This is a genomic window from Roseibium sp. RP-7, from assembly GCF_053005225.1.
On sequence record NZ_JBRKQA010000002.1, the window covers coordinates 288,340 to 306,591 of the forward strand.

Sequence of the window (18,252 nt, forward strand, 5' to 3'; positions counted from 1 at the left end):
GCTGCCAATCAGTCCAGCACCAGGCCAAACCCGGCCAGCAGCCGTGACACCCCCGCATCCTTCGTACCCGAGGTAAAGACCGCCCGATCTGGCAGATGGCGGGAAGGTTCACTTGCAGCCCCCTCCCCCAGAACACGGACCAATTGGCGGGCGATGGCTTCCGCCGGATCCAGCCAGTCGACCGGCCAGGGAGCAATCCTGCGGAAACGGTTGGCAAGAAACGGATAGTGGGTGCAGGCCAGCACGACGATGTCGGTTCGCTTGCCGTCCTGTTCCAGGAAACAGTCAGAGATTTCCGGCAGAAGGTCTGCGTCGGAGACGGTGTCGCCACGCAGATGTTTTTCGGCCAGTTCCGCCAGCTTGTCCGATCCGACAAGCCGGACATGGCACTGGCTGGCGAAACTCTCGATCAGGCTTCGTGTATAGGTTCTGCGCACCGTGCCCGGCGTTGCCAGAACCGAGATCAGCCCGGATGAAGTGCGCTCCGCCGCCGGCTTGATTGCCGGAACAGTGCCGACAAAAGGCACATCCGGGTGCGCCTCGCGCAGCGCGTCTCCAGCCAACGTGAAGGCTGTATTGCAGGCAATCACCACCGCCTTGGGGCCGTGTTCGGCAATCAGATCGTCGAAAAGGGATACGATCCGTTCTTTCAATTCCACTTCCGGCCAGCGGCCGATGGGAAAGGCCGCATCGTCGGCGACATAAAGGAGCGGCTCATAAGGCAGCAGATATCGCGCTTCGCGCAGCACCGTGAGCCCGCCAAGACCTGAATCGAAAAAGAGTACCGGCCCCGAACCCTGCAAGATCTGCCTCTATTCTTCGCTGCCTGAACCTGATCTGTCCTTGCGCGGTCGCGTTTCCCGTTTTTCCAGCGAGGCCACGACACCGCGCAGCGCGCGCACTTCCTGGTCGGTCAACTCCGCCTTCTGGAAGATGTTGCGCAGCGTGCGCACCATATGCGGCCGCCGCTCCGGCGGACGGAAGAAGGTTGCCTTGTCGAGTGCCCCTTCCAGGTGCTCGAAGAAACGCAGCACTTCGTCCTTCTTCGCCGGTGGATGCACTTCTTCCGACAGGATAAAGGGCAATGCGCCGGACGTCGCGGTCTTGCGCCATTCATAGGCACACACCAGCACTGCCTGCGCAATGTTCAGCGAGGCAAAATCCGGATCGACAGGCAGCGTGACGATCTCGTCGGCGAGAGCTACTTCCTCGTTGTTGAGACCCCAGCGCTCTCGGCCGAACAAATATCCGGTCGCGGCACCCTGTTCTCCAAGTTCGACGGATTTTTTGGCAGCTTCATCCGGCCCCCGCACAGGCTTGGGCACTTCGCGCGAGCGGGCCGTGGTGGCGAAGACGAATTGCAGATCGGCAATAGCCGCCTCGACACTGTCGAAAACCTGCACCTTGTCGATAACATGATCCGCCCGGCTTGCCGCGGCTCTTGCCTTCTCACTCGGCCAACCGTCGCGCGGATTGACGATCCGCAGGTCCACCAGACCGAAATTCGCCATCGCCCTTGCCGCCGTGCCGATGTTCTCGCCAAGCTGCGGCTCGCAAAGGATCACCGCCGGCGGCTTGGCCGTCACGGCGCGGGCTTCGTCTCTGATGTGTGCATTCTTGCTCATGAAGCGGGGATTTAGCGTTTCTTAGCAGGATTGGAAAGCTGCATTGTGCGCGTTTCTAATTCAATGACTGCTGTAAATCCTGCTTCAACTTCAATTAGAGCACATACTTACGCGTTTCGCTTGTATTCACGGCCCCCGTCTCCAAATCCAAGTCCTGAAAAGTTCAAAGCAATCAGGCTAGGAACGAAAGATATTCACAACACAAGAAATTTAGAGCGTTTACATTCAACTGAACGGGTGGCGATGCATTGCGCCGCCACCCTGAAAAGTTGCGAATTATCGTAAATATTCCGCACCGCAATTAAATTTAGCGGTAAATCTTCGTCTTTAGGTTCTCACTCAAGCACAAACCTGACATGCAGATCACACCGGACAAGAATCTTCAGTTTCGTTTTGCAGGCTACAAGTTGTTGCTCCGGTTTGTGATCACTGTCTTTGGCTTGATATTTGCCGCGTTATTTGTTTTTTCCGATACCAGTTCCGGTATTGCTGCGAAGGTTATGCCTACATTTCTGCTAACTATCTTCGGCGTCTCCACGCTTACACCCTTGGCCAGATTTGTTCAGATCGACCGGGCCCTGATTTCTCCGCTGTCCAGCAATCCGGAGCAGTTCAAGCTGATCAAGACAATCGTCGACATGGCACACGGGCTCGGCATCGAAGCCCTTGCCGAAGGGGTCGAAACGGAAGATACGATCAACAAGCTGCGCATGCTCGGTGTCAACTACGTTCAAGGATATGCCTTCAGCAAACCAATGAACATTGTCGACCTGCAAGGCTTCCTCGTTCGCAAGTCAGCCTGACGCGGGCGGTCCTTTCCGTCAGCCTAATGGATATTCCGGGCCCGATCGGAAAGCTCCGGCAGATCGCCCATAACTGCCGGCCAACCTCCGCCGGAACGCCGGTCTGCCCGGTTCAAATCAGGCCATGGCCGATGCCGATCCCTCCACTCCTGATTGCCTTTTCCAGCGGCTTTGCTAGAACACCTGCGGACTTCACACCCTTCGCCTTCCGGAGGGCTTTCAATTGATTGCGTACAATTGTATACGCATGTCGAAATTCATCGGGAGCGGCCCCGCACCACTCCTTTGACCAATGTTCGAACGCTAGGAAATGTGACTGTCATGGCCGACATTATCTACACCAAGGTCGACGAAGCACCGGAACTGGCCAGCGCCTCGTTCCTGCCGATCATCCGCTCCTTCACCAAGGCAGCCGGTTTGACCGTCGGTACCAAGGATATCTCCCTCGCAGGCCGTATCCTGGCGAACTTCCCCGAGTATCTGACGGACGCACAGAAGCAGTCCGACGATCTTGCCGTCCTCGGCGAAATGGTCAAGCAGCCGGACGCCAATGTCATCAAGCTGCCGAACATCTCGGCATCGCAGCCCCAGCTCAACGCCGCCATCAAGGAACTCCAGGCCCAGGGTTACAAGCTGCCTGAGTATCCGTCCGAGCCGAAGACGGACGAGGAAAAGACCGTCAAGGCCAAGTATGACGCGATCAAGGGCTCTGCCGTGAACCCGGTGCTGCGCGAAGGCAACTCCGACCGCCGCGCGCCGAAAGCGGTCAAGGAATACGCCAAGAAGAACCCGCACCGCATGGGTGAATGGCTGCCGTCTTCCAAGACCCACGTCGCCACCATGGGTGAAAACGACTTCTTCTCCAACGAAAAGTCGGTGACCGTTTCTGCCGGCTCCGCGGGCAATGCGAAGATCGAATTCGTCGGCAAGGATGGAACCGCAACGGTTCTCAAGGGCGACTTTGCCCTGGACGAAGGCGACGTCGTCGACGGCACCTACATGAGCGCCAAGGCGCTGTTCGCGTTCCTGGAAAAGGAAATCCAGGATGCCAAGGACATGGGTATCCTGTTCTCGCTGCACATGAAGGCAACCATGATGAAGGTCTCCGACCCGATCATCTTCGGTTACTGTGTGCGGGCGTTCCTGAAGGACGTCTTCGACAAGCACGCCGCAACCTTTGCCGAGCTCGGCGTCAATCCGGACCTCGGCATCGGTGATCTGGAAGCCAAGGTCGCCACGCTGCCGGCCGACAAGGCCGCCGAGATCAATTCCGACATCAAGGCCGCTCTCGACAACGGCCCGGCCATGTACATGGTGAACTCCGACAAGGGCATCACCAACCTGCATGTCTCTTCCGACGTCATCATCGACGCCTCCATGCCGGCCCTGATCCGCGCAGGCGGCAAGGGCTGGGGTCCGGACGGCAAGGAAGGCGACGCCAAGTGCGTGATCCCGGACAGCTCCTATGCCGGCGTCTACTCCGCCGTGATCGACTTCTGCCGCGAAAACGGCGCGCTCGATCCGGCCAAGATGGGCACCGTGCCGAACGTCGGACTGATGGCCCAGAAGGCAGAGGAATACGGCTCGCATCCGCAGACCTTCAAGGCTCCGGCTGACGGCACCATCCGCATCGTCGATGCCGCCGGCAACACCCTGATCGAACATGCCGTTGAAGAAGGTGACATCTGGCGCGCATGCCGCACCAAGGACGCCCCGATCCGCGACTGGGTCAAGCTCGGCGTCACCCGCGCCCGCCTGTCCGGCATGCCGGGCGTCTTCTGGCTGGACAAGACCCGCGCTCATGACGCGGAACTGATCAAGAAGGTGGAAGCCTATCTGCCGGAACACGACACTTCCGGTCTCGACCTGCAGATCATGGCTCCGGCCGATGCGGCGAAGTATTCCACCGAGCGTATCGCCCGCGGTGAAGACACGATCTCCATCACCGGCAACGTGCTGCGTGACTACCTGACCGACCTCTACCCGATCCTGGAAGTCGGCACCTCGGCAAAGATGCTGTCCATCGTTCCGCTGATGAACGGTGGCGGTCTTTTCGAAACCGGCGCAGGCGGCTCCGCTCCCAAGCACGTTCAGCAGCTGATGGAAGAGAACTACCTGCGCTGGGACAGCCTGGGCGAGTTCTGTGCCCTCGGTGCATCGCTGGAACACCTGGCGAACGTCAAGGGCAACGACAAGGCACAGGTTCTGGCGGACGCGCTTGACAAGGCCGTCGAGAAGCTCCTCGACAACGACAAGTCCCCGTCCCGCAAGGTCGGTGGCCTGGACAACCGCGGCAGCCACTTCTACGTCGCGCTTTACTGGGCACAAGCACTGGCCGCACAGGACAAGGACGCCGAGCTGAAGGCGCATTTCGCACCGATCGCCGAAGCGCTCTCTGCCAAGGAAGATGCGATTGTTGCCGAGCTCAACGGCGTTCAGGGTTCACCCGCCGACACCGGTGGCTACTACCATGCCCCGCAGGAAAAGGTGAACGCCGTCATGCGTCCGAGCGCAACGCTCAACGCCATTATCGGTTGATTTGCGAATACACCCTTGGGTAGAAGTAGGGCGGCTCCGGCCGCCCTCTTTTTTGCGCCAGGGAGCTCATTTCAAATGGCCCTTCAAAACGAGAACCATCAGCCGGTTGTCCGGAATGGAGCCGGGGAAGAGTTCACCCTCTTCTCGGCAACAAACGACCCTCAATCCGCCAAATGGTGGCCGGACACGAGTTTTCTGGTGCATGCGCTCAGCGATGGCGATTTTTCGACCCTGCGCGGTGCCATACAGCTCATGGACGATGAGCACGAACCAGTCTTTCTGACCGGGCCCGGCAGCGTCACGAACGAACTTTATGCCCGCCTGGAACACCTCGGCTACATGAGGACCACGGAAAAGCCCCTGCCCGAAGAAATGCAGGGGCTTGTGGTCGAGCGCGGGCTGACCGACTACGGCAAGGAACATATCGCCGACTTTGTAATCGCCCAGCGCATCCAGATGGAAGAGCTGGATGGCAACAGGGAAACGCTGGAAGACTTCTGCACGAAATTCGACAATCTGCGGGAGCATCACACGGGTTTCCCGCTCGAGGCGCTGCACACGTTCCGGATGTTCTTTTCCGATCCACGCTACGATTTCGATCTGGACCAGTCTTCGAACTATCTTTTCCGCCTCTACAAGATGTTCGGCATTGTGGAGATCTCCGACGAAGGTGTCGCACGCGCAAGCCGTTTCGGCTCCATGAATGTGCCGTTTCTCTTCGATCTGCTTCTCAACGAGCGTGGGGCAACAGTCAGACACTAGCCCCGAAAAGCGCTATTGCCTGGGTGCAGGACATCCCGGGGCTTATGACGATCGGTTGCCTTAGTTGACCTTCCCGAGCCGCAGTTCCGGGCCTGTAACTTTGCTGCGCTCCGTGCGGGGAGACGATTTGAGGCTGGCAACGAAAAAGGGCGGCTCACCGAGCCGCCCTTTTTTACCGACGCCGCTTATCCGCGGATGAATGCCAGAACGTCGTTGTTGAACTCCTCGGCCTGCAATTGCGCAAGACCGTGGCCGCCGCCAGCATAGATCTTCAAGGTGGCGTCGTCGACGATTTCCGCCGCCCGGTGGGCAGAAGCCTTGATGGGCACGATCTGGTCGTCGTCGCCATGCACGATCAGCGTCGGCACCTTGATGGCCTTCAGGTCACCGGTGTAGTCGACTTCCGAGAACTCGCGGATACAGTCGTACTGACCCTTGATGCCGCCGGCCATGCCCTGCAGCCAGAAGCTTTCCTGCAGACCCTGATTGGTGTCGACCCCATCGCGGTTGAAACCATAGAAAGGTACCGTCAGGTCCCTGAAGAACTGCGACCGGTTGTAGGCGGTCCCCTGGCGAATACCGTCGAACACTTCCATCGGCGTGCCGTCCGGATTGTCTGCCGTTTTCAGCATCAGCGGCGGCACAGCACCGACGAGAACGACTTTGGCGACCCGGTCATTGCCATGCCGGCCGACATAATGGGCAACCTCGCCACCACCGGTGGAATGACCGATCAGGATCACGTTCTTCAAATCCAGATGCTCGATCAGTTCGGCCAGATCGTCCGCGTAGCGGTCCATGTTGTTGCCGTCCCATGGCTGGCTGGAGCGGCCGTGGCCGCGGCGGTCATGGGCAATCACCCGAAAACCGTTCTGGCCGAAAAACAGCATTTGTGCGTCCCAGGCATCAGCCGACAGCGGCCAGCCGTGGGAGAAGACGATCGGCTGCCCCTGCCCCCAGTCCTTGTAGAAAAGCTCTGCGCCATCGGATGTCGTGAAAGTCGTCATTTTCAGATTCTCCTGTTCAAGCAGTTGTTTTGCGGCACCGAACTTCGGTGCCATCACCAGACCGAGCCCAAGGACACCGCCGCCAATCAGCGCCTGGCGACGGTTGACCTGCGGCCCAACGATCTTGTTTCCCATCGGATGATCTCCATTTACCTCGCACACGATTTAATCGTGTGCGATGTATATGTATCGGCAAGTTCGCTCTGTCAACGCTTGCCAAGAAAAAAAATGCTGCTTAGGAACGTTTCATGTCAGAACGCACTGAAAACAAAGGCGCCTCGAAGCCCTTGAAGAACGCTGGCCCGGACGCCTTGGGCGGAGATCTCGACGATTTTCTCTGTTTTGCCGTCTATGAGGCCAATCTGGCCTTCAATCACCTTTACCGGTCTTTGCTGGAAGAGCTCGGCCTCACCTATCCGCAGTATCTGGTGATGACCCTGCTTTGGCGCAGAAACGAGAGGACGGTCAAGGATATCGGCGACGCGCTCAGCCTGGAATACAACACGCTGACACCGATGATTAAGCGCCTGGAAGCAATGGAGCTTGTCTCCCGCGTCCGCGATCTGGAAGACCAGCGCGTCGTCAACGTCTGCCTGACAGCCAAGGGCAACGCGCTTCGGGAAAAGGCGGCTGCCGTGCCGCAATGTGTTGCCGAGGCATCCGGTCTTTCGGAAAAGGCTTTCGAGGATTTGAAGTCCGCCCTCGACACATTGCGGTCCAACCTGAAATCCACGGGAGACCGGCCTTGAACAACCTCACAGGCAACATCACCGCCATCCTGTTTGACAAGGACGGCACCCTGCTTGATTTCGACGCGACATGGGCACCGGCCTATCGCGAAACCTCGCTCCATGCAGCCAGAGGCGACCGCGCCCTGGCCGACAGGCTCCTGGAACAGACCGGCATGGATCTGGCGACCGGAAAGTCCGCGGCCGGGTCTCTGCTTGCAGCTGGCAACTCTGCGGAAATCGCGGCTGCCTGGATTGCCTGCGGTGCTAATTTTCAGGAAGGCCCGCTGACCGCAGACCTCGACCGGGTGTTCATCGGCTGCATGCATGATGCTGCGCCCCTTACTGGCATTCCGGAAGCTGTCGAGACCTTGAGCGGAACCGGGTTCACTTTGGGTGTTGCCAGCAGCGACAGCGAAGCGGCCATAAGGGCCTTTCTCGCCGGCACCGGACTTGCGCCCCGATTTGCTTTCGTCACGGGTTACGACACAGGTTTTGGCCCGAAGCCGGAACCGGGCATGGTTCGCGGCTTTGCCGAGGCAACAGGTCTTGCACTGGACCGGATCGCCGTTGTCGGTGACAACACGCATGATCTGGAAATGGCCCGTTCGGCAGGCGCCGGACTTTGTATCGGTGTCCTGACGGGCACAAGCGCGCGCCACGACCTGGAAACCCTGGCGGATGCCGTTCTGGAGAGCGTTGCCGATCTGCCGGCCTATCTGGCCGCCAACTGATTCACATCAGGCCGGCACCGCCGCGCCTTGCCGTCGCACCTGTCCGGGCGTCTGGTTGAATTGACGCTTGAAGGCCCGGTTGAAGGCGGCTTCCGAGCTGTAGCCGATGTTTTCGGCAATATCGATCAGGGGCAGATCCGTCTCCCGAATGTCGCGCCGTGCCCGTTCCATGCGCCAGTGGGTGACATAGGCCAGCGGCGTCATGCCGACGAGGTTCGTAAACCTGTCCGCAAAAACCGTCCGGGACATGCCGGCTTCCCGGGCAAGGCTCTCCACCGTCCAGGGCTTTTCCGGCGCCAGATGGATCTTGGACATGCTGCGCCCGAGCTTCGGGTTGAGCACCGCCGCCAGGCATCCGGCCCTGTCCCCCTCCCTGTCGACGAACGTTCGCACCACCTGGATGAAGATGATCTCCGTCAACCGGTGGATGATCGCCTCGGACCCCGGCTGCCCGGCGCGCACCTCGCTGGCAACAAAACGCATCACTGCTTCCAGCCAGAAGGCGTTCATCGTCTGTGTGTTGGGCAGATGAATGACCGATGGCAAGGCATCGAGCAGCGGATGGACCGAGCCTTCCTCGAATTCGAAATGGCCACAGAACAGTTTACAGGCCAGTTCCTCGTCCGGACCGCCGTAATAGAGCGCACCTTCCCCCGTATAACCGGATTGCCGCACGACCTCGTCCACTTCGGCGGCGGGACGGCCCGGTTCATCGCTCAGGATATGAGCGGCCCCGTGCGGAATGACGGCCAGGTCACCGGTCGCAAGGCGGATCGGCTTGTCAACACCGTCTACCGCGAGCCAGCAGCCACCACGCATGGCCATGTGAAACCGCGCGACATTGCCGAAAGCCGGCACCCGCACAGCCCAGGGCGGCGAAAAGCAGGTATGGAAATAGACGGATCCCCGTAGCTTCAAGGCATCCAGGATCTGGGTCAGGGCGTCATGTTTCATGAAAGGCCGGTTCCGGTTGAAGTCTCATTCCCGCATTTTTGCCTCAACACCGCAAAGCGCAAGGCTCCCGGACGATCGGTCAATTTTCAGGGACTTTCATGCATGGATAGAACCGAAGTCGACCAACATCTTTGGGCTCGTGGGCAATCCGCCCGCAGGAAACCAACCTGGAGCACTTGAAAGATGTCTGTTCGCTTCGTCACCAAGACCATGCACGCCTATCTCGATTATCCCGTCGCGATCGGCCTTATTGCCCTGCCCGTATTCCTTGATCTCGGCCAATCCAACCCGATCGCCTTCTGGCTATCCTTCCTGACAGGCTTTGCAGCCCTGGCCCTGACGATCCTGACGGATCACCAGACCGGCATCATCCGCATTCTGCCGTATTCGGTTCATCTGGCGGTCGATTTTGCCGTCGGCATCGTGTTCCTGGCAGCTCCCTTCGCACTCGGCTTCACCGGACTCGACTTCGCCTATTACCTGGTCAACGCCATTGCCGTTCTGACAGTGGTCAGCCTTGCCAAACCGCAGGAAACGGTTGCTCAGGCCGCTTGACAGCCCCCGTCAACGCACAATGACACCGGCCCTCGCGCCGGTGTCTTTTTTTGAACTGCAATCCGGACGATCTGCAAATCCTCGGGAACTTGCGAACATGGAGACGCCTGAGCTTCGGACGCAAGGTAGAGGCACCGGAGCAAATCCGGCCTTCAACCTTCATACCCTTTCAGGAGTAGAACATGTCCTTGATGAAATCCGCCATTGCCGCAACGCTGCTGTCTCTTGCCGCTCTCTCTGCCCCGGCAATGGCCGCGGACGAATACAACACCTCCAGTGGCCTGACGGCCGCCGGCAGCCCGCTCGGTCTTCATGGTGTCGATCCCGTGGCTTTTGTCAGCCTGGGCAACCGGATTGACGGAACCGCGCAATATACGGCCGTCCACGACGGTGTTGCCTATTACTTCGCATCCCAGGAAGCCATGGATGCCTTCACCGCGCATCCGGATCAGTACTTGCCGCAAAACGGCGGCTTCTGCACCTTCGGTGTTTCAGTCGGCAAGAAGTTCGACGGCGATCCGCAGTTCGCGGCTGTTGTGGACGGCAAGCTTTATCTGTTCCTGAACGAGGCCATCTTCCGCGAGTTCCAGAAAGACCAGTCCGGTACGATCACCAAGGCGGAAGCCAACTGGAAGAAGATCCGCTCCACCGAGGCAACGAAGCTCTGATTGTTCGTTGTCAAGGCGTCGGAACGACAAACAAAAAGGGCGGCCCCAAGGCCGCCCTTCGTGACTTGATTTCGGCAAAAGCCCGAAGACTTAAGCCGCGTTGTGCAGCCGATTTTCGAAAGCAAGGTTCCGGGTCAGCGGTGCCAGTGTCTTGGCAGCGGCCAGAACAGCCAGATCAGCCAGCGGCTCGCCCAGGATCACCAGCATGTAGGCAAAGCCGAAGGAACCGACGGAAGCCATGTTCTCGGCACCGAAGCCCTGGCCGTAGAATGCCCAGAAAGCAACCCAGCCAACGATACCGGCCTGGAACGTGGTGGAAAGAGCCAGTGCCTGAACGTAGGAAACGTCAACATAGGCGGTCTTATCCGGAATGATGCGGTTTGCCAGCATGCTGACAGCCCACAGCGGCACGAGCAGCGTGGTGACGTTGATGCCGTACTGCGGCAGGTCGAAAGGAGCAACCAGCGTCCCCTGGAGCAGAAGGCCTGCAGCGAGGCCGATTGCTGCCGGACCAGCGCCGAACATCAGGAACAGGGTGGAGCCCAGGATAAAGTGCACTTCGGAAACACCGACCGGATAATGCGGCAGGATTTCGAAGAAGCAGAATACGGCAACCGTCGTGATGACGGAGCGGACGGCAAGGCTGAGAACGCCGCTTTTGCGGATCGTGTCGAGAGCCATTTTGCCCAGAAGGCCGAAGGAAGCAGCCGCGGTACCGTAGCTGAGTACGATTTTGGCACCGTCGACGATGCCCGGTTCGATATGCATGTCATTTCTCCTTTGCGCACCCTCCGTGCGCGAGCAGATGGTGTGAACCGGCCCCGATGGGACCGCTGGATGGCAGGTTTCCTGGCTCGCGAGTCTCTGCGCTGCCCGCCTTCCCGGATCGATCCAGTGGCTTGAAGGGCTTTGCTCGTCGCATACAGTTGCGGGGGCAGCCACGGTATTGGTCCCTGTTGGGTACGCCTCACCGTGTTCCCATTTCATCCGCCCTTACGCTTGTTCGGGCGAAACCATCGCATCGTCTAGATTTGCAAGGATTGGCGATATTCTGCAAGCGAATTTTCGCCATATTCGGTCTGAATGCGACATTGCACCGAAATTTTGCCGCCTGAAGATCCCGCCGAAATCAGCCTGATTCTCAACACCGACAAGCTTCAGATCTCAAAACACTTCTTCAGGAAATTGCGTCAGCCACCTGAAAAATCTGACCTTTGAAGCACCCAATCAAAGATGAAAATCAAAACCGTTGTTTATTAAACTTTTCTGTATTTAGGGTAATTGTGATTTTTACTTGCAGAAACCCTAACGAAAGATAACCTCACTCGCATACAAAGCACATCATGAGAGTTTGCAATGCCCTTTACCAAATTGGGAACGCTTATCGCTGGTGTCGTCTTTTTCCTTGGCTGCATTCAGCTGGCACTTCTGGCCGGCGTTACTCTTGGTGCAGTCACTGAACCAAGACCGGGTTTTTTCCTTGGCAATCTGACACGCGAACAGGCGCTCGACAGCGGACTATTGAAGATCATGGCCGCCGTCGCATTCGGCGTGATCACCGAGATCAGCCGCTCGGTTGAAAAGAAGTAGACCACAACCAAAGACTTGCCGCAGGCGGTGACCTGTGAAAGTCTTCGGCCATGTTGAAATCGATTCCCCTGACCGCTCTTGCGGTATCTCTCCTTGCTGCCACCGTCACTCCTGGCTGGGCGGCACCTGACAAGCTGTTCGGCGCCATCAACGAACGTCTGTCGTTCATGCAGTCGGTTGCAGCCTGGAAAGCGGATAACGACAAACCTGTCGAGGATCTGCCGAGGGAAAAGGTGGTGCTGGATGCTGCCCGCGAAAAGGCAGTCGAAAACGGCCTGTCGGCTGACAATGTCACCTTGTTTTTCCAGGCGCAGATCGATGCGGCCAAGGACATCCAAACCTGCTGGATCGAACGCTGGGAGAGCGGTGAAGCTCGTCCGCAGAACGTACCCGACCTGATCAAGGATGTCCGTCCGGAGCTGTTGCGCCTCGGCAACGAGATCCTGACGCTACTCGCAGAAAGCCCCGTCGAAGCCTCTGACCAGCAGGCCTTCACGGAGGCGCTGACCGTGGAATGCCTGTCCGACGGATCAAAGAGCGCTCTGTTTGAAGGTCTGGTCGACGTACACGACTAGGCACATACAGCCATCAGGACATCCCTCATCGGAGTTCAGGAGGCTGCCTGCCTCCAGGGCTCGGCCGCATTCGCCTCTTCTTCCCGCTTCATGACCATTCGCGAGAACTCGCCGAACGGCACTGCCGGGCTCCACAAGTAGCCCTGGCCGAGCGTCCCACCCCACAGATTGATGTAATCCATCTGCAACTGGGTCTCGACCCCTTCGGAAACTGTGTTGAGATTGAGCTGCCTCGCCAGCATCAGGATCAGCTCGACGATGGTCCGTCGATCCTCGCAATTGGCAATGTCCATGATGAAGGACCGGTCGATCTTCAGCGTGTCGAATGGCATGCTTGCGAGACTGTGCAGCGAGGAATAGCCGGTGCCGAAGTCGTCGATTGCAAATTTGACCCCTTCTTTCTTGATCGGCAGGATCTGATCCAGAAGGTTCTGCGAATAGTCGACAAGACTCGATTCCGTCACTTCCAGTTCCAGCTTCTCCGTCGAGAACCCGCTCTCGCCAATGATCCCGAGCATTCTGCCGGTAAATCCCTTCGCCTGCAGCTGCGCGGGCGCAACGTTCACGGCGACAGATACATCGACATTCTGCCGGTGCAGGGATTTCATGTCGGAGAGCGCGGATGCCAGCACGAATTCTCCGATCGGAACGATCAGACCGCATTCTTCTGCCACGGGAATGAACTTGTAGGGCGGTACGGATCCGAGTTCGGCATCGTTCCAGCGCAGCAGCGCTTCAGAACCGACAATCTTGCCGGACGAAATGTCGACCTTCGGCTGGTAGTGAACGGATAGCGTGCGGTCTCTCAGTGCGCTTTGCAGCCTGTGCCGGATCTGTTCGCGCTCGGTCATCCGTTCGCGAATGATATCGTTGTAGGCGATCGACTGAGCCCTGCCGGCACCCTTTGCTTCATACATGGCCATGTTGGCGTTTCGCAGAACTTCCTCGGCCGTTGTACCGTGCTCCGGGTATCTCGCGATCCCCGCGCTGACGGTCAGCGAAAGGGAAAGCCGGCCAATTCTGTAGGCCCCACCCAGCCGCTCGACCATCGTTCTGGACAACTTGGCAAGCGTCTGCAGATCATCGACGCCGGGTAACAGTACGACGAATTCGTCGCCGGAAAACCGGGCAACGCAGGGGGGTTTTGACGTCAGTGGCTTGGCCAGCTCGTCGACCAGGACGGCCAACCGGTTGCCGACCAGCCGCAACAGCTTGTCGCCTACGGCATGTCCGTGCATGTCGTTGATCAGTTTGAAGCGGTCCAGTCCGATGTAAAGAACGCTGCCCGTTTCCTTGGGTCGCAGATCGATCAGCGTCATCGCGACATTGTCCAGCTTGGCCCTGTTGGGCAAACCGGTAATGCGATCGGTGTAGGCGAGTTCCTCGATCCGCAGAATATTCTCGCGCAGCTTGACCATCATTCCGCGGAACGCGGTTTGCAGGTCACCCACCTCGCCTGGTGCATCAGTTTCCAGATTGCAGTCGAGGTAACCGGCAGCGGCCTCATTGGCTGCCTGCGTCACGCGGCTGACACCTGCCGTTGCCCGGTACATCAGCGCAGCAATCACCGGAACGAAGGCAAGAAGAAGAACCGCCAGGATCAACACCACCTGAACAATCTTTTCCCTCAGAACGCCCGCAAGCTCGTGCTTCGAAATGCGCACCAGCACGGACCCCACCACTTCCCCACTGCGGGAAACCGGCAGGATGTATTCGATCATGTCGGCGGTTTCCGAATACTGAGCCTTGCCCGACTGCGCGACATTCAGGGCGCCTTCGTTGAACTGCACGGCGCTCGAGGGTTCTGCGGAGGTAAAATCGCTGGCGAACTCCTGACCGAAGCGGCTATAGGCCTTGGCTGCGATAATGTATTTGTCACCCGCAATCGCATTCAAAAGCCGCTCGACTTCACCATAGTTCTTGTTGGCGATTTCGCGCGCCGCAATATTGGTGACAAACAGCGCCTTGTCGTGAGCAGTCCGAGCAAGGCGTTCCTCGATCTTGTCCGTCTGGGTCAGATAATCGATGCCGATCAGAACCAGCGAAAAAGCCAGCAATCCGAACACACCATAAAGCGTTGCCCGCACAAAGACGCGCTTGAACAGCGCGTTTCCTCTTGATCGAACGGTTTCGAGCACGAAACAAGCCCCTTCGGTCCATTGCGTTGCCCGGGTCGAACTGCGACCCGATACCAGCAGTGTTTCGGCAGCCGCCTCAACAAATTCTGAACCTGAAAGAGGAAACACGGCCCTATTCTGGAACTATTGAACCTACGAGCATCTATTTCTTTCACACCGGCCAAATTGCTCGTCAAATTTTCCTAGGCACTACTGAATTCACGAGAAACCCTGTCCGCGTAGAATTACCAAGCCGGACCGGCATCTACGGAAGATTTGAATCGATCACACTCTCAACTTGGCCCGATTTCTGTACCGAAAGGTGCGATTTTCAACCAAAACCCCAAATCGACGCGCGTCTGAGCAGCGCCTGAACATGTTGTTCTTGACGTTGTCGGTTCGTAGGCAATTTTCGTGGTTTGTTGTCGAGCAAGGGCAACTAAAAATAGTTTTTACTTTACCGGGACCGGATTCGGCATATTGGCACGGGCGCAGTGCAGGCGCGGCCCTACGTGGACACCTGGATTGCAGAAGCCCAGTTGCCGCGCGGTGAACCTGGTGCGGCCTTCAATCGCCTGATCGACGTGCGCCGGTTCGCCCGCCGGTTAGGATCTGACCTGCAGCTCTCGAATGTCCTGCCCCATCTCAGCAGTTTTCTCGCGGTTTAGGTCCGGCGCTAAATAGATTGCCGTTGTCCAAATTCACGTTCAAAGGCACTATTTTCGTATCTGGAATATCAATCCTGGGCGGGAGGCCAAGGACATGTCCGGCAATGCGAAACACGATTCCTGGAGTGCAGGTCGCAGTTACGATCACTACATGGGCAGATGGAGCCGATTGATCGCAAGAGAGTTCGTGTCCTGGCTCAACGCGCCTGCTGATGCAGACTGGGCGGACATAGGGTGCGGCACCGGAGCCTTGACCGAAACCATACTCGATATGGCCAAGCCAAAATCGGTTGTCGGTCTCGATCTTTCGGAAGGCTTCGTGATGCATGCGCGGGAAGCGATCACCGACGAGAGAGCCCGCTTTGAAGTCGGGTCTGCACAGGACCTGCCGCTTCCCGACAACTCCATTGACGTATCAACGTCCGCGCTCGCGCTCAACTTCGTTCCGGACAAGCTGCAGGCACTTGCCGAGTTGCGTCGCATTACCCGCCCTGGCGGAACAATATCCTTCTATGTCTGGGACTACCCGGGAGGTGGCATGGGCTTCATTGACGCCTTCTGGAAAGCAGCCGCTTCAATCGACCCCGCAGCCGAAGACCTTGATGAGGCGCTTCGATTTCCCTTTTGCACTCCGGACGGGCTCCGCCAACTTTGCACTGAAGCCCGGTTGCCGGGTGCCAGTGTTCACACCCTTGAAGTCGACACCGTGTTTCCGGGGTTTGAGGAATTCTGGCATCCGTTCACGCTCGGGGCCGGGCCTGCGCCCGGCTATTGCATGAACCTGCCACGGGAAAAACGGGATGAGCTGAAAGCAAAGCTCCAGGGTCAACTCGATACCGGCGGAGAAATCCGCTTGCCCGCACGCGCCTTTGCCGTCCGCTACCAGCAGACGTGAACACGCAGTTCATCCAGAGCGGAATTTACAGGCAAGACCAACGGCAAGCACAGCAAGCGCGAAACACGAACTCGCCGGATAAAGCAACGCTGCAGCCGCAGCATCCCGGTACAGAGCCTCACTACGACCTGCCGCCAGAACCTGGAAGAAGATCTGGCCCTGCACCGCGATACCAAGCGCCATGCCGATCTGCTGGAAGGCCTGGAGAACTCCGGACCCCGCTCCGGCATCCGGTCCGGAAACCCGCGACAACACGAGCTGGAACAATGCTGGAATCATCGTTCCGGTACCAAGTCCGACAATCAGGAATGGCAGCGCCAGCAGGCTTGCCGATAGTCCATCGGAAACAAGCAGGCGCACCACCACCAGACCGCAGAAGACCGCCAGCATGGCAAGGCTGATCCTTGCCGCCTGATAGCGGGATCCGAACCGGCCTGTCACCGCGGACGCAAGGATGACACCAACCGGATGCGGCGCCAGGATGAGCCCGGCCGTCATGGGCGATAGTCCAAGGCCTGCCTGCAGGAAGAGCGCCATCATGAAGAACATGCCTGCAAGACCGGAAAAGAACAGCGCGACAAACGCGACACCCGCAACAAACACGCGGTCCCCTGTCAGAAGCACCGGCAGAAGCTGCGCCTGGCCGAGGCGAGCCTTCTGAACCTGCAACCGGTAGAACAGGACAGCCAGAACTGCGCTTAGCCCCATCAAGGCAAAACACCAGAACGGCCAGCCGAATTGCCTGCCTTCCACAAGCGGAAACACCAGCGCCAGCACTGCGAGGGCAAAAAGAAACGTTCCGGACCAATCCGGCGTCACCCGGCTTTCGGTTTCAAGGTGCGGCAGAAAGCGAAGAGCACCGGCCAGCGAGATCAACCCGACAGGCAGATTGATCAGGAAGATCGGCCGCCAGCCCAGCCCGAAGATATCGGCCGCCACAATTGCCCCGCCCACCAGCGGCCCCGCCACGGCCCCAAGTGCGCTGATGGAGCCGAACAGGCCGATGGCCTTGCCTTTTTCCTCTGCCGGAAAGATCACGTGAACAATGGCAAGTACCTGCGGCACCATCATCGCCGCGCAAAGCCCCTGCAGGCCGCGGGCGGTAATCAGGGTGCCTATATCGGGTGCCAAGCCGCATGCCAGGGAACTGGCGGTAAACCCGGCGACACCCCAGCGGAAGACCCGACCCCTGCCGACCACGTCTCCAAACCGGCCGAAAGGCAGCAAACCGGCGGCAAAGGCCAGCACATAGACAACCAGCACCCATTCCAACTGGGTGTCCGTGGCGCCAAGTCCTTGGCGGATGGACGGCAGCGCCAGATTGACCACCGACACATCGAGAATATTCATGAACATGGCAAGGTAGAGCGCCGCGAGCGCCGCCCAGCGATTGCGCCTCTCCCTGGTCGCATCGTCAAACAAAAGGGACATTCAGAACTCCTGGCAAGGCGTGAATTCGATTTTGTTACTTATAAAGTTACATATTCACACACGTCAATCTCATGTGTCTTGAATTGTCACGTAATCGAATCCGGCATAAGGTTTTCCAAACGGAGATTTCCATGCGAACCGACAGCCGATTGCCGCGCGTGCTTCACGTGCTCCTGCATCTGGACCAGACAGAAGACCCGGTGACGTCCGACCAGATCGGGAAGATGCTCAACACCAACCCTTCCCTGGTCCGGCGCACCATGGCGGGGCTGCGGGAAGCGGGTTTCGTCGGGGCCACCAAGGGTCATGGCGGCGGCTGGGTGCTGGCCAAGAGCCTGGACAGCATCTCGCTGGCCGAGGTCTATGCCGCCCTCGGCTCACCACAGCTTTTTGCCGTCGGTCAATCCGCCGACGCCCCCACCTGCCTTCTGGAACAGGCCGCCAACAGGGCAACTTCAGCCGCTCTGAAGGCGGCACGCGAAACATTTCAGGAGAAGCTTGGGCAGGTCACGGTGGCCGATCTGGTACGGCCGCATGCGCAGGAAATCCGGGAGCATCAGGAAAAACCTTAGGTCCGAATTTTGGCCGCAAACCTTGGGCAA

General features: G+C 58.6%; 19 protein-coding genes and 1 riboswitch. Of the genes, 12 read left to right on the forward strand and 7 right to left on the reverse strand.

Features of this window, described 5'->3' with window-relative positions; genetic code table 11:
* Window positions 1–8: 8 nt before the first annotated feature.
* Both murI and ACVDG9_RS15985 read right to left on the reverse strand, forming a co-directional pair.
* A complete protein-coding gene (murI, locus tag ACVDG9_RS15980; RefSeq protein ID WP_447238442.1) occupies window positions 9–803 on the reverse strand; it encodes a glutamate racemase in 795 nt (264 codons plus the stop codon).
* Between the two features lie 9 nt (window positions 804–812).
* Window positions 813–1,625, reverse strand: coding sequence for an RNA methyltransferase (locus ACVDG9_RS15985; RefSeq protein WP_023000834.1), 813 nt, complete (start codon window positions 1,623–1,625; stop codon window positions 813–815).
* A gap of 500 nt (window positions 1,626–2,125) precedes the next feature.
* Between ACVDG9_RS15985 and ACVDG9_RS15990 the strand changes: the two genes are divergently transcribed.
* From ACVDG9_RS15990 to ACVDG9_RS16000, 3 genes are all read left to right on the forward strand, one after another.
* A complete protein-coding gene (locus ACVDG9_RS15990; RefSeq protein ID WP_447238443.1) occupies window positions 2,126–2,428 on the forward strand; it encodes an EAL domain-containing protein in 303 nt (100 codons plus the stop codon).
* A 321-nt stretch (window positions 2,429–2,749) separates the two neighbouring features.
* Complete coding sequence (locus tag ACVDG9_RS15995; protein ID WP_447238444.1) at window positions 2,750–4,966, forward strand: NADP-dependent isocitrate dehydrogenase; 2,217 nt, start codon at window positions 2,750–2,752, stop codon at window positions 4,964–4,966.
* 75 nt (window positions 4,967–5,041) lie between these two features.
* Window positions 5,042–5,728 (forward strand): hypothetical protein, encoded by a 687-nt coding sequence (locus ACVDG9_RS16000; protein WP_447238445.1) that lies wholly within the window; start codon window positions 5,042–5,044, stop codon window positions 5,726–5,728.
* Between the two features lie 185 nt (window positions 5,729–5,913).
* Here the strand turns inward: ACVDG9_RS16000 and ACVDG9_RS16005 are convergent, their stop codons facing one another.
* Window positions 5,914–6,735, reverse strand: coding sequence for an alpha/beta fold hydrolase (locus tag ACVDG9_RS16005; protein ID WP_447239035.1), 822 nt, complete (start codon window positions 6,733–6,735; stop codon window positions 5,914–5,916).
* 248 nt (window positions 6,736–6,983) lie between these two features.
* Between ACVDG9_RS16005 and ACVDG9_RS16010 the strand changes: the two genes are divergently transcribed.
* Complete coding sequence (locus ACVDG9_RS16010; protein WP_447238446.1) at window positions 6,984–7,484, forward strand: MarR family winged helix-turn-helix transcriptional regulator; 501 nt, start codon at window positions 6,984–6,986, stop codon at window positions 7,482–7,484.
* Window positions 7,481–8,197: an HAD family hydrolase gene (locus tag ACVDG9_RS16015; protein ID WP_447238447.1), complete on the forward strand. Its 717-nt coding sequence runs from the start codon at window positions 7,481–7,483 to the stop codon at window positions 8,195–8,197. Before ACVDG9_RS16010 ends, ACVDG9_RS16015 begins: the two co-directional genes overlap by 4 nt.
* A gap of 6 nt (window positions 8,198–8,203) precedes the next feature.
* Here the strand turns inward: ACVDG9_RS16015 and ACVDG9_RS16020 are convergent, their stop codons facing one another.
* Complete coding sequence (locus ACVDG9_RS16020) at window positions 8,204–9,151, reverse strand: AraC family transcriptional regulator (RefSeq protein ID WP_023000825.1); 948 nt, start codon at window positions 9,149–9,151, stop codon at window positions 8,204–8,206.
* A 183-nt stretch (window positions 9,152–9,334) separates the two neighbouring features.
* On the opposite strand from ACVDG9_RS16020, the gene ACVDG9_RS16025 reads away from it, so the two are divergent.
* Together ACVDG9_RS16025 and ACVDG9_RS16030 are read left to right on the forward strand one after the other, a co-directional pair.
* Window positions 9,335–9,706 (forward strand): hypothetical protein, encoded by a 372-nt coding sequence (locus tag ACVDG9_RS16025; RefSeq protein ID WP_023000824.1) that lies wholly within the window; start codon window positions 9,335–9,337, stop codon window positions 9,704–9,706.
* 182 nt (window positions 9,707–9,888) lie between these two features.
* Window positions 9,889–10,374, forward strand: coding sequence for a YHS domain-containing (seleno)protein (locus ACVDG9_RS16030; protein WP_075283922.1), 486 nt, complete (start codon window positions 9,889–9,891; stop codon window positions 10,372–10,374).
* Window positions 10,375–10,464: 90 nt separating this feature from the next.
* Here ACVDG9_RS16030 and ACVDG9_RS16035 read toward each other — a convergent pair whose 3' ends face one another.
* A complete protein-coding gene (locus ACVDG9_RS16035) occupies window positions 10,465–11,142 on the reverse strand; it encodes an energy-coupling factor ABC transporter permease (RefSeq protein WP_447238448.1) in 678 nt (225 codons plus the stop codon).
* A gap of 54 nt (window positions 11,143–11,196) precedes the next feature.
* Window positions 11,197–11,407: riboswitch (cobalamin riboswitch) on the reverse strand.
* Window positions 11,408–11,730: 323 nt separating this feature from the next.
* On the opposite strand from ACVDG9_RS16035, the gene ACVDG9_RS16040 reads away from it, so the two are divergent.
* On the forward strand, window positions 11,731–11,964 hold the full coding sequence (locus ACVDG9_RS16040) for a hypothetical protein (RefSeq protein WP_023000821.1): 234 nt from the start codon (window positions 11,731–11,733) through the stop codon (window positions 11,962–11,964).
* Window positions 11,965–12,014: 50 nt separating this feature from the next.
* Window positions 12,015–12,539 (forward strand): gamma subclass chorismate mutase AroQ, encoded by a 525-nt coding sequence (aroQ, locus tag ACVDG9_RS16045; protein ID WP_062488344.1) that lies wholly within the window; start codon window positions 12,015–12,017, stop codon window positions 12,537–12,539.
* Window positions 12,540–12,574: 35 nt separating this feature from the next.
* On the opposite strand, the gene ACVDG9_RS16050 is transcribed toward aroQ, so the two are convergent.
* The gene (locus ACVDG9_RS16050) at window positions 12,575–14,677 is read right to left on the reverse strand and encodes an EAL domain-containing protein (protein ID WP_168684241.1); all 2,103 of its coding nucleotides are present in this window, start codon (window positions 14,675–14,677) and stop codon (window positions 12,575–12,577) included.
* 491 nt (window positions 14,678–15,168) lie between these two features.
* On the opposite strand from ACVDG9_RS16050, the gene ACVDG9_RS16055 reads away from it, so the two are divergent.
* Window positions 15,169–15,324 carry a hypothetical protein gene (locus ACVDG9_RS16055; protein ID WP_447238449.1) on the forward strand — a complete coding sequence of 52 codons (156 nt, stop codon included), beginning with the start codon at window positions 15,169–15,171 and terminating at the stop codon, window positions 15,322–15,324.
* Window positions 15,325–15,418: 94 nt separating this feature from the next.
* Complete coding sequence (locus ACVDG9_RS16060) at window positions 15,419–16,219, forward strand: class I SAM-dependent methyltransferase (RefSeq protein ID WP_447238450.1); 801 nt, start codon at window positions 15,419–15,421, stop codon at window positions 16,217–16,219.
* Window positions 16,220–16,228: 9 nt separating this feature from the next.
* On the opposite strand, the gene ACVDG9_RS16065 is transcribed toward ACVDG9_RS16060, so the two are convergent.
* Window positions 16,229–17,650 (reverse strand): MFS transporter, encoded by a 1,422-nt coding sequence (locus ACVDG9_RS16065; RefSeq protein WP_447238451.1) that lies wholly within the window; start codon window positions 17,648–17,650, stop codon window positions 16,229–16,231.
* Window positions 17,651–17,781: 131 nt separating this feature from the next.
* Between ACVDG9_RS16065 and ACVDG9_RS16070 the strand changes: the two genes are divergently transcribed.
* A complete protein-coding gene (locus ACVDG9_RS16070; protein WP_023000815.1) occupies window positions 17,782–18,222 on the forward strand; it encodes an Rrf2 family transcriptional regulator in 441 nt (146 codons plus the stop codon).
* Window positions 18,223–18,252: the final 30 nt, after the last annotated feature.